The organism is Anaerosacchariphilus hominis, from assembly GCF_014290175.1.
Classification (GTDB): Bacteria; Bacillota; Clostridia; order Lachnospirales; family Lachnospiraceae; genus Laedolimicola; species Laedolimicola hominis.
On record NZ_JACOOR010000002.1, the window covers coordinates 171,047 to 186,190 of the forward strand.

General features: G+C 51.8%; 11 protein-coding genes and 1 other annotated feature. Of the genes, 9 read left to right on the plus strand and 2 right to left on the minus strand.

Features of this window, described 5'->3' with window-relative positions; all coding sequences use genetic code 11:
* Positions 1-5: 5 nt before the first annotated feature.
* Complete coding sequence (locus H8S44_RS03330) at positions 6-1,307, plus strand: Gfo/Idh/MocA family oxidoreductase (protein WP_186873258.1); 1,302 nt, start codon at positions 6-8, stop codon at positions 1,305-1,307.
* A gap of 273 nt (positions 1,308-1,580) precedes the next feature.
* A complete protein-coding gene (locus H8S44_RS03335) occupies positions 1,581-2,120 on the plus strand; it encodes a Uma2 family endonuclease (protein WP_186873257.1) in 540 nt (179 codons plus the stop codon).
* A 66-nt stretch (positions 2,121-2,186) separates the two neighbouring features.
* Here H8S44_RS03335 and H8S44_RS03340 read toward each other — a convergent pair whose 3' ends face one another.
* Positions 2,187-3,344: a CDP-glycerol glycerophosphotransferase family protein gene (locus tag H8S44_RS03340; RefSeq protein WP_186873256.1), complete on the minus strand. Its 1,158-nt coding sequence runs from the start codon at positions 3,342-3,344 to the stop codon at positions 2,187-2,189.
* Between the two features lie 261 nt (positions 3,345-3,605).
* On the opposite strand from H8S44_RS03340, the gene rho reads away from it, so the two are divergent.
* From rho to H8S44_RS03370, 6 genes are all read left to right on the plus strand, one after another.
* Positions 3,606-5,093: a transcription termination factor Rho gene (gene rho, locus H8S44_RS03345; protein ID WP_186873255.1), complete on the plus strand. Its 1,488-nt coding sequence runs from the start codon at positions 3,606-3,608 to the stop codon at positions 5,091-5,093.
* Positions 5,094-5,187: 94 nt separating this feature from the next.
* Positions 5,188-5,481: a binding site (T-box leader), on the plus strand.
* 140 nt (positions 5,482-5,621) lie between these two features.
* Positions 5,622-7,322 carry a carbon starvation CstA family protein gene (locus H8S44_RS03350; protein WP_186873254.1) on the plus strand — a complete coding sequence of 567 codons (1,701 nt, stop codon included), beginning with the start codon at positions 5,622-5,624 and terminating at the stop codon, positions 7,320-7,322.
* A 223-nt stretch (positions 7,323-7,545) separates the two neighbouring features.
* Positions 7,546-8,892 (plus strand): type I glutamate--ammonia ligase, encoded by a 1,347-nt coding sequence (gene glnA, locus H8S44_RS03355; RefSeq protein WP_186873253.1) that lies wholly within the window; start codon positions 7,546-7,548, stop codon positions 8,890-8,892.
* A 41-nt stretch (positions 8,893-8,933) separates the two neighbouring features.
* Entirely contained in the window at positions 8,934-9,482 is a 549-nt protein-coding gene (locus tag H8S44_RS03360) for an ANTAR domain-containing response regulator (RefSeq protein WP_186873252.1), read from the plus strand.
* Positions 9,483-9,670: 188 nt separating this feature from the next.
* Positions 9,671-10,534, plus strand: coding sequence for a diaminopimelate epimerase (gene dapF / locus H8S44_RS03365; protein WP_186873251.1), 864 nt, complete (start codon positions 9,671-9,673; stop codon positions 10,532-10,534).
* A gap of 48 nt (positions 10,535-10,582) precedes the next feature.
* Positions 10,583-11,797, plus strand: a complete 1,215-nt coding sequence (locus H8S44_RS03370) for an LL-diaminopimelate aminotransferase (protein ID WP_186873250.1) — start codon at positions 10,583-10,585, stop codon at positions 11,795-11,797.
* 118 nt (positions 11,798-11,915) lie between these two features.
* On the opposite strand, the gene asnA is transcribed toward H8S44_RS03370, so the two are convergent.
* A complete protein-coding gene (gene asnA, locus H8S44_RS03375; protein ID WP_186873249.1) occupies positions 11,916-12,926 on the minus strand; it encodes an aspartate--ammonia ligase in 1,011 nt (336 codons plus the stop codon).
* Between the two features lie 734 nt (positions 12,927-13,660).
* Here asnA and aspS point away from each other — a divergent pair.
* A complete protein-coding gene (aspS, locus tag H8S44_RS03380) occupies positions 13,661-14,992 on the plus strand; it encodes an aspartate--tRNA(Asn) ligase (RefSeq protein WP_186873406.1) in 1,332 nt (443 codons plus the stop codon).
* Positions 14,993-15,144 lie beyond the last annotated feature (152 nt).

Sequence of the window (15,144 nt, forward strand, 5' to 3'; positions counted from 1 at the left end):
ATTTTATGACGAGAGTGATCACATACGGAACCTATGATTTGCTGCATTACGGCCATATTCGTCTGCTGGAGCGGGCCAGGGCGCTGGGAGATTATCTGATCGTGGGCGTGACCGCCGAGGATTTTGATAAGACCCGGGGCAAGATCAATGTACAGCAGTCCCTGATGGAGCGCATCGAAGGCGTGCGGGCCACGGGACTGGCGGATGAGATTATCATCGAGGAGTATGAGGGCCAGAAGATTGATGATATCCAGAGATACCATATCGATATTTTTGCGGTGGGATCAGACTGGAAAGGAAAGTTTGATTATCTGAATGCCTACTGTAAGGTTGTTTATCTGGACCGGACGGAAGGTGTGTCCAGCACCCAGCTGCGGAGCGCCAGACGAGAGGTGCGTCTGGGAATGGCCGGAGAGGCTTCGGATCTGAAAAAATTTGAAAAGGAAAGCAACTATGTGAACGGCGTGACTCTGTCGGGAATCTGCGGAGATTCCGGGGAGGAGTTTGAGAAGCTTCTGGAGCAGTCGGACGCCATGTATATCCTGTCTCATCCGAAGCTGCATTACGAGCAGGTGAGAAGGGCTTTGGAATCCGGAAAACATGTGCTATGCGAAGCGCCGGTGGCCCTTTCTGTGAAGGAATGTGAGGAGCTCTTTGCCCTGGCGGCCGAAAAGAATTGTATTTTGATGGAAGCAGTGAAGACGGCTTATTCCACAGCCTATTATCGTTTGCTTTTGTTGGCAAAAAGCGGACGTATCGGTAAGGTAGTATCTGTGGACGCAGCCTGTACCAGGCTGAAGGAGCAGGGAACGGAAAGCCAGGGACAGTTTAACCAGAGCTGGGGCAGCCTCTACGACTGGGGACCTACGGCATTGCTGCCGGTGTTCCAGCTTCTGGGTACGGAGTATCGGGAAAAGCAGATCATCAGCCATTATGTAGATACGGAAAAGACTTATGATGCTTTTACGCGGCTGAATTTCATCTACGGCGACGCCACGGCCTCCCTTCTGGTGGGAAAGGGAATCAAATCAGAGGGCGACCTGGTGGTCTCCGGCACGGAAGGATATATTTATGTGCCTGCTCCCTGGTGGAAGACTGATTATTTTGAGCTTCGCTATGAGAACCCCGCCAATAATAAGCGATACTTCTATCAGCTGGAGGGCGAGGGAATCCGCTACGAGATCGTGGCCTTCCTGAAAGCTATCGAAAACGGCCGGGATAATTCTTATATTTCCATGGAAGTGTCGAAGGCCATCGCGGGAGTGATGGAGGACTTTTGCGGGAAGAAGGGTGTAAGGGAGATTTAGGGAAAATACGATAAAAGGGGAACTGCTGTTTGGATAGAAAAAGCATCTGAGCAGCAGTTTTTTGTCGAATATCGTCGAATGAAAAAACTTGTATTCCAGCATAAAAGATGCTATTCTCATCTTATCGAATTTCTATATTTCACAGGAGAAAATCTCTCCGGAATTTCCGAAAAGTGATGAAATAAAATTGCATATTACCGGAGTGCGGAAGCCTTTACTTCGGAACAGAAATTGATTATAATTTGAGAAAGAAGCGATAAAGGAGGTATGGCCATGCCTTTAATGAAACAGGAATTTTATACGATAGAAGATATCTTTACCCTGCCGGAAGGCGAGAGGGCGGAACTGATAAAGGGGGAGCTGTACATGATGGCGCCGCCCAGTACGGGACATCAGAGACTGGTACATTTCTTTGACAAAAAGATAGGAAATTATATTGACGCGCATCACGGAACATGCGAGGTGTTCCCGGCGCCGTTTGGGGTATTCCTGAAGGATGATAAGGGAAATGACGCCTATGTGGAGCCGGATATCTCCGTGATCTGCGATCCGGATAAGCTGGACCATAAGGGCTGTCACGGAGCACCGGACTGGGTGATTGAGATTGTGTCGCCGTCCAGCAAGCGGATGGATTATCTGAGAAAGATGAATCTGTATCTGATGGCGGGAGTCCGGGAATATTGGATCGTGGATCCCATCCGGAAATCTGTCATTGTATACCGGCAGGATGATGACGGAGTGCCGGTACTTCATAAGTTCGGAGAAAGAATCCAGGTCGGGATTTACGAAGATCTGGATATGGTGATAGAATAAAACCAGGGGCTGGTGCCAGATGGCACAGCCCCTGATTTTGATATAACCTGCTTTTACCCAGGCAGGTTAAACATCCATTTTCTGCATAATCAGATCCACCACGGCCTCCGACGCGTGTCCGTTGTCATAAAAGCCCAGCATATGGCAGAATTCCTGACACTTTTTCTGATAATCATTTTCATCAAAATGTTTGATCTGCTCCATGAGCTGTTCATTGGTAAGGGCCAGTGTGAAAGGCAGGTCCTCCAGCCGGAAATAGTAGTCCTTGGTGCGCTTCATTTCCTCGTAATCCTCGGCGTAGAGGAAGCCGGGCTTTCCGATCATGGGAAAATCGAAGGCGCAGCCGGAGTAGTCGCTGATGATGATATCCGAGGCCACCAGGAGCTCCTGCATATTCTCGTAGGGACTGGCGTTCAGAATGCGGTCCGTGTAGGTCAGCGGGTAGTCCTTGTAGCTGACATTGGGGTGCATCCGTACCAGAACGGCCCAGCTTCCGCCAAAACGCTTTTCCAGCGTGGCAAGGAGCTGGCTGTAGTCCAGATTGTACATGTCAGTCTTACGGCTGTCCCGGTAGGTGGGAGCGTAGAGGGCCAGTTTCGTGCCTTCCGGCAGGCCGAAATGTTGATGTACCTTCCGGATATAAGGCGCAGGATCCTCAAAATAGATATCATTTTTGGGAATGCCCTTTTCCAGAATGGGGCCGTCATACCAGAAAGCTTCCCGGTAGGATTCACTTTCCCAGCGGCAGCAGGCCAGCAGAAGGTCCATATTCCGGGAATCGATTTTGGCGTAGGCCACATACTCTTTGGAAAGGGCTTCTTCGCAGTCCTTTTCCACTTTTTTCAGGCCCAGCCCCCCGTGCCAGGTCTGGATATAGTACTGTCCGGGCCGCTTTTTAAAGTAATAGAGCTTCCGGGTATCGTCCACCCAGGTTCCCGCCGTGGCCATGTGCCAGGCAAAGGCGATGGTATTGGGCCGGACCGGCGTAAGGCCTTCCGGCAGGTCATAATCCGAAGCGGATACCCAGTAGAGCTTCCAGCCGCAGTTCCGCCGCAGGAACTCCTGAGCGATGAACTTGGGATTGTCGCCGTAGCCGCCGCCGTTAAAATTACTGAAAACCACCTTGTGGCGGTCCAGGGGGAAATGAATGAATAGATTCCAGCAGACCTTCATCATCAGTCGATGGGCCCACAGATACAGAGGGAGAATCCATTTTTTTATCAAAGGTAACACCGTCCTGTCTGTAATTTTGTTCTGTAATATGTCCATTTTAGCATTAGTTCTGACAGAAGTGAAGCAAATTTACGTTTGCACATTGGAAAAAAATGAGTTATAATCTATCTGAAAAGATCATCCCGTCGAACCAATCTGGCGGAAATTCCCTAAAGAAAAAACGATACCTACCAAAATGGATCGGAATTTAATAAAAATACGGAGTTGCAATGTTGCGAACCATTGCGCACAAACAGAGCAGGAGGATAGGAAATGACAAAGGAACAGTATGAATCACTTCCGCTGGCAGAACTGAAAGCGATAGCAAAGGCCAGAGGCATGAAAGGTACTTCCGCCATGAAAAAAGGCGATCTGATTGCACTGATGCTGGAGAAAGACGAGGAGGCAGCGCAGCAGCCGGCGTATCCGGAACGTACCGAGCAGAAGCAAGAGCGCCCGGTGCGGCAGGAGCACTATGAGAAAGCAGAGCGCTCGGTGCGGCAGGAGCACTATGAGAAAACGGAACGTCCGGCACGGCAGGAACGTTACGAAAGAACAGAACGTTACGAAAGAGGCGGTCAGGCCTCCCAGCCTCAGACTGCCCAGACGCCTCAGGAGCAGCCTGTGAATCTGGACAGCGGCCAGGTAGCCAACGGTATCCTGGAGGTGCTGGCAGACGGTTACGGATTCATCCGAAGCGACAACTATCTGCCTGGAGAGAACGACATTTACATTAATCCGGCCATGATTCGCAGATACAACCTGAAGACCGGAGATATCCTCTGTGGCAATATCAAGGTGCGTACCCAGACGGAGAAGTTTGCGGCTCTGTTGTATCTGAAGACTGTGAACGGTATGCGCCCCGAGGAGGCAGCCAGAAGAAGAAATTTCGAAGATCTGACTCCCATTTTCCCAAATCAGAGAATTCATCTGGAGCGGCCGGGCGGAAGCACCGCCATGCGGATCGTGGATCTGATTTCCCCCATCGGAAAGGGGCAGCGAGGCATGATCGTGTCACCGCCAAAGGCAGGTAAGACCACCCTTTTGAAGGATGTGGCAAAGTCCGTGACCCGGAACCATCCTGATATGCGGCTGTTGATTCTGCTGATCGATGAGCGTCCCGAGGAGGTTACGGATATCAAGGAAGCCATCGAGGGACCCAATGTGGAAGTCATCCACTCCACCTTCGATGAACTGCCGGAGCATCATAAGCGGGTGGCGGAGATGGTGATCGAGCGCGCAAAGCGTCTGGTGGAGAGCGGCAAGGATGTAATTATTCTGCTGGACAGCATTACCCGTCTGGCCCGGGCTTATAATTTGACGGTTCCGCCCAGCGGACGTACTCTGTCCGGCGGTCTTGATCCGGCAGCTCTGCATATGCCCAAGCGATTTTTCGGCGCAGCCCGGAATATGCGGGAGGGAGGAAGCCTGACTATTTTGGCCACAGCCCTGGTAGATACCGGAAGCAAAATGGACGATGTCATTTACGAGGAGTTCAAGGGAACCGGCAATATGGAACTGGTATTGAACAGGAAGCTTCAGGAAAAGCGTGTATTCCCGGCTATCGACATCCCGAAATCCGGTACCAGACGGGAGGATCTGCTGCTGACTCCGGAAGAGCTGGAAGCCATCGAGATCATCCGAAAGGGACTGAACGGTCTGAAACCGGAGGATGCGGTGGAGAACGTGCTGAACATGTTTGATCGGACCCGGAACAACGCAGAATTTGTGCAGACAGTGAAAAAGACCAAGTTTATTTAAAAACTTTGTACCGAAAAAAATACATGGATTTTTCGGATCCTTCTCTTGACTTTTGAAAAAAGAGGACTATAATGCAAGCATACTGTTTCATACGTCAAATGCAGTGAACAGGACAAGGATTTTTTTTCAGTATGCTTTTCAGAGAGTTCCCGGTTGGTGTGAGGGGACAGGCAGGAAAAAGATTCATCCCCTGCAAGCAGTCCAGATGAAATACCACAGAAAGTAGTTTGGACCGGAAGCCCACCGTTATCGAGGCACATGTTCAATCGGGAAGCAGCCGGGATACAGAAGAGACCGGACAGAGCCGAGGATATGACTGAGAGGCTGACAGCGATCGAGTCAGCAAGAGAAGTGGTAACGCGGAGGATTTAAAGCCTTCGTCTTCTTCAGAGAAATCTGAGAAGACGAAGGCTTTTTGTATAACAGGAAATTCCGATAGAATTCCCTGCGATACAAAAAGATGATTTGATAATGAGGCAGGCGAAACCAAAGACGTAAAATCGAAAGACATCGAGGAGGAGTAACATTATGAATACGCTTGTTATCGTAGTAATCGCAGCAGTATGTCTGCTGGCCGGCTATACCTTGTATGGCCGCTGGCTGGCGAAGAAATGGGGCATCGACCCCAAGGCCAAGACACCGGCTGTAACCAAAGAGGACGGACAGGACTATGTCCCCACCAACGGCTGGGTGGTATTCGCCCATCAGTTTTCATCCATTGCGGGCGCAGGCCCTGTGACCGGAGCCATTCAGGCAGCGGCCTTCGGCTGGCTTCCGGTACTGCTCTGGATTCTCATCGGCGGCATTTTCTTCGGAGCTGTGACGGACTTCGGAGCTCTGTATGCCAGTGTTAAGAATGAAGGAAAGTCCATGGGACTGCTGATCGAGAAATATATCGGCAAGACCGGCCGGAAGCTGTTCCTGCTGTTCTGCTGGCTGTTCACCCTGATTGTTATCGCAGCCTTTGCCGATATGGTAGCGGGAACCTTCAATGCTTACACAGTCACCGAAGAGGGCGCTACGGTACTGGCTGAACTGGCAAATGTAAACGGCGCAGCCGGAAGCATTTCCCTGTTCTTCATGGGCTTTGCGGTCATCTTCGGAGTACTTCAGAAGAAGTTTAACCTGGACGGCTGGAAGGAAGTGGTGCTGGGCCTGCTTTTCACCTTGGCTTCCCTAGCTCTCGGCATGAACCTGCCGCTGGTAGCAGGCAAGAGCGCATGGTTGTATGTGACCTTTGCTTATATTTTCCTGGCGTCTGTATTACCCATGTGGCTGATGAAGCAGCCCCGTGACTATATGACCACCTTCATGTTCGTGGGCATGATTCTCGGCGCGGTAGCCGGACTTCTGGTAGCACATCCGAACATGAACCTTCCGGTTTATACCGGATTCCAGAATGAGAAGCTTGGCAACCTGTTCCCGATTCTGTTCGTCACCGTGGCCTGCGGCGCGGTATCCGGCTTCCACAGCCTGGTATCTTCGGGTACTTCATCTAAGACCATTGAAAATGAGAAGGATATGGTAAAGGTCGGCTACGGCGCCATGGTTCTGGAGAGCCTTCTGGCAGTCTTGGCTCTCTGTGTGGCAGGTGCTGCGGCATCCGCAGACGGAACTGCAGCAGTGGGAACTCCGTTCCAGATCTTCTCCAACGGCGTAGCAGGATTCCTGGAAATGTTCGGCCTGCCGGTCTATGTGGCCCAGTGCTTCATGACCATGTGCGTATCCGCCCTGGCTCTCACCAGCCTGGATGCCGTAGCCCGTATCGGACGTATGTCCTTCCAGGAACTGTTCAGTGTGGATGATATGGAACATGCGGAAGGCTGGAGAAAGCTGCTCTGCAATAAGTATTTTTCCACTGTTGTTACCCTGCTGATTGGTTATATCCTGACCCAGATCGGCTATGCTAATATCTGGCCGCTGTTTGGAAGCGCAAACCAGCTTTTAAGCGCTCTGGTTCTGATTACCCTCTGCGTATTCCTGAAGGTAACCGGCCGTGAAAACCGTACCCTGTTCCCGCCTCTGATTGTGATGCTCTGTGTCACCTTCACTGCACTGGTACAGAGAGCTATCGCCATGGTAAAGGCTTTCTCCGCCGGAACTGGCGTATTCATGGTAGAGGGCCTGCAGTTGGTGCTGGCCATCCTGCTGATGCTGCTTGGTGTGATTATTGTGTACACATCCGGTAAGGAGCTGTTCCGGAAGAAGAAAGGAACAGAGACAGCGTAAAGGCTGAAAAAGTTCATTATTGACAAACATACCGCAGACTGTTATATTTTGAATCAGAACAATGACGTTCTCCAAGGGGGAAGTCTGCGACAGGGGAGTCCCGGAAGGGGCTCCTCTGTTTTTGTTACAAAGTATCCGTAAGGATCTGCAGGGGCAGATCCTGCAGGTGAATATTTTTATCAGAAAAGCCATGGCGGGGAACCGCGGGAAGAGGAGAGAGAAAATGGGCCATTATACAAAAAGAGATATTATGCGTCTGGTGGAAGAGGAAGATGTGGAGTTTATCCGTCTGCAGTTTACGGATCTGTTTGGAAACCTGAAGAATGCGGCGGTGACGGCCAGCCAGCTGGAAAAGGCGCTGGATAACCGGTATGTGTTTGACGGTTCCTGCGTGGAGGGTTTCCTCCATGACAACGATATGGATATGTTTCTGTGTCCGGATTTGGATACACTGGCCATCTTTCCCTGGCGGCCACAGCAGGGAAAGGTGGCGAGACTCATCTGCGATATCCAGAAGCCGGATGGAACGCCTTATGAGGGGGATTCCAGGTATATTCTGAAAAAGGTGCTGAAGGAAGCGGAAGCTCTGGGCTACCGTTTTGATGTGGGACCCGAGTGCGAGTTCTTTCTGTTCCACACGGATGACGACGGCAATCCCACCGTGTTCAGTCATGAAAAGGCGGGCTATTTCGATGTGAGTCCCATTGACCAGGGAGAAAATGTCCGCAGGGATATTATTCTGACCCTGGAGGAAATGGGCTTCGAGGTGGAGTCTTCCTATCATGAGGTGGCTTCCGCCCAGCATGAGATTGATTTTCGTTATGACGAGGCCCTGCTTTCCGCAGATAATATCATGACCTTCAAGCTGGCGGTGAAGACCATTGCCAAGAGGTTCGGTATGCACGCCACCTTTATGCCGAAGCCCCAGGCGGGCGTAAACGGCTCCAGCATGCACACAAATATTTCCCTGATCCGGGACGGTAAAAATATCTTTGCGGATGAGAATGATCCTTATGGCCTGAGTAAGGAGGCTTACTGGTTTATTGGCGGACTTCTGAAGCACGCGAAGGGACTGTCTGCCATTACGAATCCATTGGTGAACTCTTATAAACGGATCTTCCCGGCTCAGACAGGAGCAGGATTTACGGCTCCGTCTTACATTTCCTGGTCCCCCGTGAACCGTAGCCAGATGATAAGAATTCCGGCTCAGAAAAGTGAGAGTACCCGTATCGAGCTTCGGAGTCCCGATCCCTCCTGCAATCCCTATCTGGCGCTGGCGGTCAGTCTGGCAGCGGGGCTGGACGGTATCCGGAATCAGATCGAGCCGCCCAAGCCGGTAAATCAGGATGTGCGGAAGATGACTGATGAGGAGCGCAAATGTCTGGGCATCGAGCCGCTGCCCCGGAATCTTGCGGAGGCTATCCTGGGACTGGAACAGGATAAGCTGGTGAAAGAGGTGCTGGGAGAAGAACTCTGCAAGGGATATATTGCGGCCAAAAAGAAGGAATGGGAGGATTATTGTTCCCAGGTTTCCCAGTGGGAGATCGCTCAGTATCTGTATCGTTTCTAACGGACACCTCAGGATAAAGAAATTTCCGGGAGGTGTAATGTGTGACGAATGTAATTGTATTATTTCCGAAAATAGAAGATGCGAAGAACATCCGGAATCTGCTGGTTCGTCATGGATTCCGGGTTTCTGCGGTCTGTACCACGGGCGCCCAGGCTCTGGCCAGCGCCAATGGCCTGGGCGACGGAATTCTGGTCTGCAGCTACAAATACCCCGATATGGTATATGCGGAGCTGGCAGCTTGTCTTCCTGCCCATTTTGAAATGCTGCTGCTGGCGTCCCAAAGGGTCTTGAGCGAGTGTGCGGGATCTGGTATCATGTGTGTAGCGATGCCGCTGAAGGTTCAGGATCTTTTGAATACGCTGGAAATGATGGTGGCGGGTGTGGAGCGCCGCAGAAAGAAGCGGAAGTCCATGCCGAAGGTGCGTTCCGAGGAAGAACGAAAGGTGTTGGACGAGGCCAAGACCCTTCTCATGGAGCGAAACGGCATGACCGAGGAGGAGGCCCACCGCTACATACAAAAGTGCAGCATGGACAGCGGAACAAACCTGATCGAGACAGCGGAGATGGTGCTCAGCATGATGCGTTACTAGTTCAGCCATGGTTCTGCATGGGCAGATTTTATGCTTGCATAAGAATCTGCCTGTGCAGAACCATGAGATGAGCGCCATGTCATGAGCAAAAATGAGCTGCGGAGCAGCGGGGAGCTCCGCAGGAGCGGTTTTGCGAATGGCGCGGCTGAACGTCCGCCGCATCAGAATGAAGGGAGGAAATAATAAAAATGAAATTTACGAAAATGCACGGAATCGGCAACGATTATGTATACATGGACTGCACGAAAGAGCGTCTGGAGAATCCGGGGGAGATCGCGCGTCTGGTCAGCGACCGTCACAAGGGTATCGGATCCGATGGCCTGATTTTGATCCAGTCTTCCGAGGAGGCAGACTTCGAGATGGCCATGTACAATGCGGACGGTTCCTACGGAAAAATGTGCGGTAACGGCATCCGCTGCGTGGCAAAATATGTCTATGATAACGGCCTGACGGATCAGACCGAGATCAGCGTCATTTCCGGAGGGGCAGTTAAGTACCTGAAACTGACGGTAGAGGACGGCAAGGTACAGAAGGTTCGCGTCAACATGGGCGAACCTATTCTGAAGCCGGATGAGATTCCGGTGGTGGGCGAAGGCGACAAGCTGGTGGCCGCACCCATCGTGGTGGACAATCAGGTCTACGAAATGACCTGCGTCTCCATGGGGAATCCCCACGCAGTGGTATTTATGAATGGCGTAGACGATCTGAAGATAGAAGAAATCGGCCCGAAGTTCGAGCGGCATGAGCGCTTCCCGGATCGGGTGAATACGGAGTTTGTGGAACGTATGGACCATAAAAATCTGAAAATGCGTGTCTGGGAGCGTGGTTCCGGCGAGACCATGGCCTGCGGAACGGGAGCCTGCGCCACTGCGGTGGCGGCCATTCTGAACGGCTATGCGGAGCGGGAAGTGACCGTGCATCTTTTGGGCGGCGACCTGGAGATTTGCTGGGATGAGACGGACAACTGTGTCTATATGACCGGCCCGGCGGCAACGGCATTTACCGGAGAGTTTGATCCGGAGGAATTGAGGAAGAGCGTCCAGGGACGCTAGAAGCGTGAAAAAATTCATGTGCCGGCGGCACAAAGAGGAGTGAATATTATGTATCAAGTAAATGAAAATTATCTGAAACTTCCGGGAAGTTATCTCTTTTCCACCATCGGAAAGAAGGTAGCCGCTTACTCTGCGGAACATCCGGAAAAGACTATCATTCGTCTGGGTATCGGCGATGTGACCCAGCCCCTGGCTCCGGCCATCATTGAGGCTATGCACAAGGCGGTGGATGAGATGGGTCATGCGGAGACCTTCCACGGCTATGCGCCGGATCTGGGCTATGAATTTCTGCGCAATGCCATTGCCAAAAATGATTATCAGGATAGGGGGGCGGACATTCAGCCGGATGAGATCTTCGTCAGTGATGGCGCGAAATGCGATTCCGGCAATATCCAGGAGATCTTCAGCCTGGACAATAAGATCGCAGTCTGCGACCCGGTATATCCGGTTTATGTGGATACCAATGTAATGGCGGGCCGTACCGGTACTTACGATCCGAAGACCGAGAGGTGGAGTGATGTGATCTATATGCCCTGCACCGCAGATAATGGTTTTGCGCCGGAGCTTCCCAAGGAGACACCGGATCTGATTTATCTGTGCTTTCCGAACAACCCGACCGGTTCCACGATCACAAAGGATCAGCTGCAGGTATGGGTGGATTATGCCAATAAGGTAGGAGCGGTCATCATCTACGATGCGGCTTACGAGGCTTATATTTCTGAAGAGAATGTGCCCCACACCATTTATGAGTGCGAGGGCGCGAAGACCTGCGCCATCGAACTGAAGAGTTTTTCCAAGAACGCAGGCTTTACAGGCGTACGTCTGGGCTACACGGTTATTCCCAAGGAACTGAAATGCGGCGATGTGTCCCTCCATGCCCTGTGGGCAAGACGTCACGGAACCAAGTATAACGGAGCGCCCTATATCGTACAGCGGGCAGGCGAAGCGGTTTATTCTGAGGCAGGCAAGGCTCAGCTGAAGGAACAGGTGGGCTATTATATGAACAATGCGAAGACCATCCTGACAGGTCTGAAGGATGCGGGCTATACCGTATCCGGCGGCGTAAACGCCCCGTACATCTGGCTGAAGACGCCGGATAAGATGAATTCCTGGGAGTTCTTCGATTACCTGCTGGAGAACGCAGGCGTGGTAGGAACACCGGGATCCGGATTCGGACCCAGCGGAGAAGGATACTTCCGGCTGACAGCCTTTGGATCCTATGAGAATACGGTGAAGGCGCTGGAGAGAATTAAAGCTTTATAAAGCGGATGAGGTAATTGACGGTTCAAACTGTATCAAAATGGAGCATTCCCCGGAAATCGTGAGTTTCCGGGGAATGCTCCATTTAATTATAAAAGCATCAGTTGTATCAGATAGGGCTTTACAGCAAATTAATTCCATACCGTGCGCATTTCTCCCGCACCTCGTCGGGCCAGATGGATACCTGGACCTCGCCGATGTGAGCCTTGCGGAGATAGAACATACAGATACGGGACTGTCCGATGCCGCCGCCGACGGTGTAGGGCAGTTTCTTTTCCAGAATGTTTTTCTGGAAGGGCAGCTTGGCCCGATCCTCGCAGCCGGACAGCTTCAGCTGGCGGGCAAGGGAGTTCTCGTCCACGCGGATACCCATGGAGGACAGCTCCAGAGAGTGACCCAGAACCGGATACCATACGAGGATATCACCGTTCAGGTGCCAGTCGTCGTAGTCCGGGGCACGGCCGTCGTGGGGCTCGCCGTTTGCCAGCTTGTCGCCGATCTCCATGAGGAAGACAGCGCCCTTTTCCTTGGTAATGGCGTCCTCCCGCTCCTTGGGAGTCTTATCCGGATACAGGTCGGCCAGTTCCTGGGTGGTGATGAAGAAAATCTCCTTGGGAAGAATCTCTTCGATGTAATCATAGCGGATGGCCATGTATTTTTCAGTCTTTTTCAGGGCCTTGTAGACCTTGCGGACAGTTTCTTTCAGATACTCCACATTGCGGTCCTCTTTCAGAATGATTTTCTCCCAGTCCCACTGATCCACGTAGATGGAGTGGATATTGTCGGTGTCCTCGTCCCGGCGGATGGCGCTCATGTCGGTGTAGAGCCCCTCGCCGATGTGGAAGCCGTACTGCTTCAGGGCGTTGCGTTTCCATTTGGCCAGAGAATGTACAATTTCGGCCGGGCGCTCATTCTGCTCTCTGATGCCGAAAGTGACAGGACGCTCCACGCCGTTCAGGTTGTCGTTTAGGCCGGATTCCGGGGTGACGAACAGGGGCGCGGACACGCGCAGCAGGTAAAGCTGCTCCGCCAGGGACTGCTGGAAGAAGTCTTTGACGGTCTTGATGGCCACCTGGGTGTCATAAAGACCCAGGGCAGAGGAATAATCAGGGGGTATGTACAGATGTTCCATAATCAGTTACTCCTTATTCTTAAGATTTTAATACGTTAATACGAAAAATATTTCGGAGAAAGAAACCTGACACGGAAAAAATTTGAAACCGCAAAGAAGTCTGAAAAAAAGACTTGCAATCGAAAATCAGGTGTGCTATATTTCTCGCATAAAAAGTTTGTAACAGCTACAAACGATTATACTATAACGAAATGCAAAGAACAAGACTCGGATTTTCAGAGGCCGACAGGAATATGGCGTCACCGACTGAGAGCGCTATTTGGATTAGGAAATCTTGATGTTACTTTTCACATTCATTATCCCGCGAGGTATTGTGAATGAAGTGAACAGTACCATCGTGGGAACACTTGGGAGCAGATCGGTCGAATTCCGAACACATTTATCAGATTCGGATGTAGGCCGGTACGGAACTGTCCACGTTAAGGGCATAAAAGAGGAAATGTGAGCCTGACGAAAGAGCGGACGCATTTCAATGCGGGTGGTACCGCGGGATTTCATTTGAATACGAAACCCCGTCCCGGAATAAGAATATTCCGGGACGGGGTTCTTTTTGTATAGCAGGAAATTCCGGCTATGCAAAAGCCCTCCGGGGGATCGCACTGCGGCGGAGTGGATGTTGTCGCTTAGGCGACCCACCGCAGGCGGAGAATCCTGCAAAGCAGGATTCTATCTGATACCTGCCCGGAAGAGCTTTAAGCCTGAAAAGGCAAATATTCGAAAGGTAGGTAAAAATGATGGAATTCATGACAGGAGTGAAAGAAAAGGAAACCGTAGATCTGGCGGCAGTGACCGCAGAGGGCATGGAAGGCAGGACCGTAAAAATCGAGGGAACCGTTCATACCATTCGCGACATGGGCGAGGTAGCCTTCGTGATTTTGAGACGGCGGGACGGACTCTTACAGTGTGTCTTTGAAGAAGGCGTGACAGCTTTCGACCTGAAGACACTGAAAGAGGCTTCCAGCATCGTGGCAGAGGGAACGATTCACAAAGAAGCGCGCGCGCCCCAAGGCGTGGAGCTTCGTCTGACCGGCATCACCGTATTATCCGAGCCGGCCGCGCCCATGCCCTTGCCCATAGCCAAATGGAAGCTGAACACCTCTCTGGACGCCAAGCTGAACCGCAGATCCATTTCCCTCCGGAATGTGAGAGAGCGTGCCAAGTTCCGGATTCAGGAGGGCGTGGTAAGAGCCTTCCGGGATTTTCTTTACAGCCAGGGCTTTACCGAGATTCACACCCCGAAGATCGGAGCCAAGGGAGCCGAGGGCGGCTCGAACCTGTTCCGTCTGGATTATTTCCATCGCCCGGCCGTGCTGGCACAGAGCCCCCAGTTCTATAAGCAGATGATGGTGGGCGTATTTGACCGGGTTTTTGAGACCGGTCCGGTATTCCGTGCGGAGAAGCACAACACCAAGCGCCATCTGAACGAGTACACCAGCCTGGATTTCGAGATGGGCTACATCGACAGCTTTGAGGATATCATGGCCATGGAGACCGGCTTTATCCAGTATATGCTGAAAATGCTGGAGACCGACTATGCGCCGGAGCTTCAGATTCTTGGCATTACCTTACCGAAGGCTGACAAGATTCCGGCGGTCCGCTTTGACGAGGCGAAGCAGCTGGCTTCCGAGAAATACGGCCATAAGATCCGCAACCCCTACGACCTGGAGCCGGAGGAAGAAGTGCTGATCGGACGTTATTTCAAAGAGGAGTATGGTTCCGATTTTGTATTTGTCACCCATTATCCGTCCAAGAAGCGTCCCTTCTACGCCATGGACGACCCGGCAGACCCGAAGTTTACGTTAAGCTTTGACCTGCTGTTCGACGGCCTGGAGATCACTACCGGCGGCCAGCGTATCCATGATTATCAGATGCTGCTGGACAAAATCGCGGCCAGAGGTATGACCGAGGAGGGCATGGAGCAGTACCTGGATACCTTCAAATACGGTATGCCGCCCCACGGCGGACTGGGTATCGGTCTGGAGCGCCTGACCATGAAGCTGGTAGGCGAAGACAATGTACGTGAAACAACATTATTCCCGCGCGACTTAAGTCGTCTGGAGCCTTAGCGTTGGCAATGAGCAGTGCAGCCTGCCGTAAAAAGGCAGTGCGCCTGCTTGCAGGAAGCAATGACTTTTTATGGCAGGCTATAGGGCGAAGCCCATAAAGCGAGGTTTTGCGAAGCAAAATCGAGCGTGCACTGCGGAGTAAAGGAGAAAAC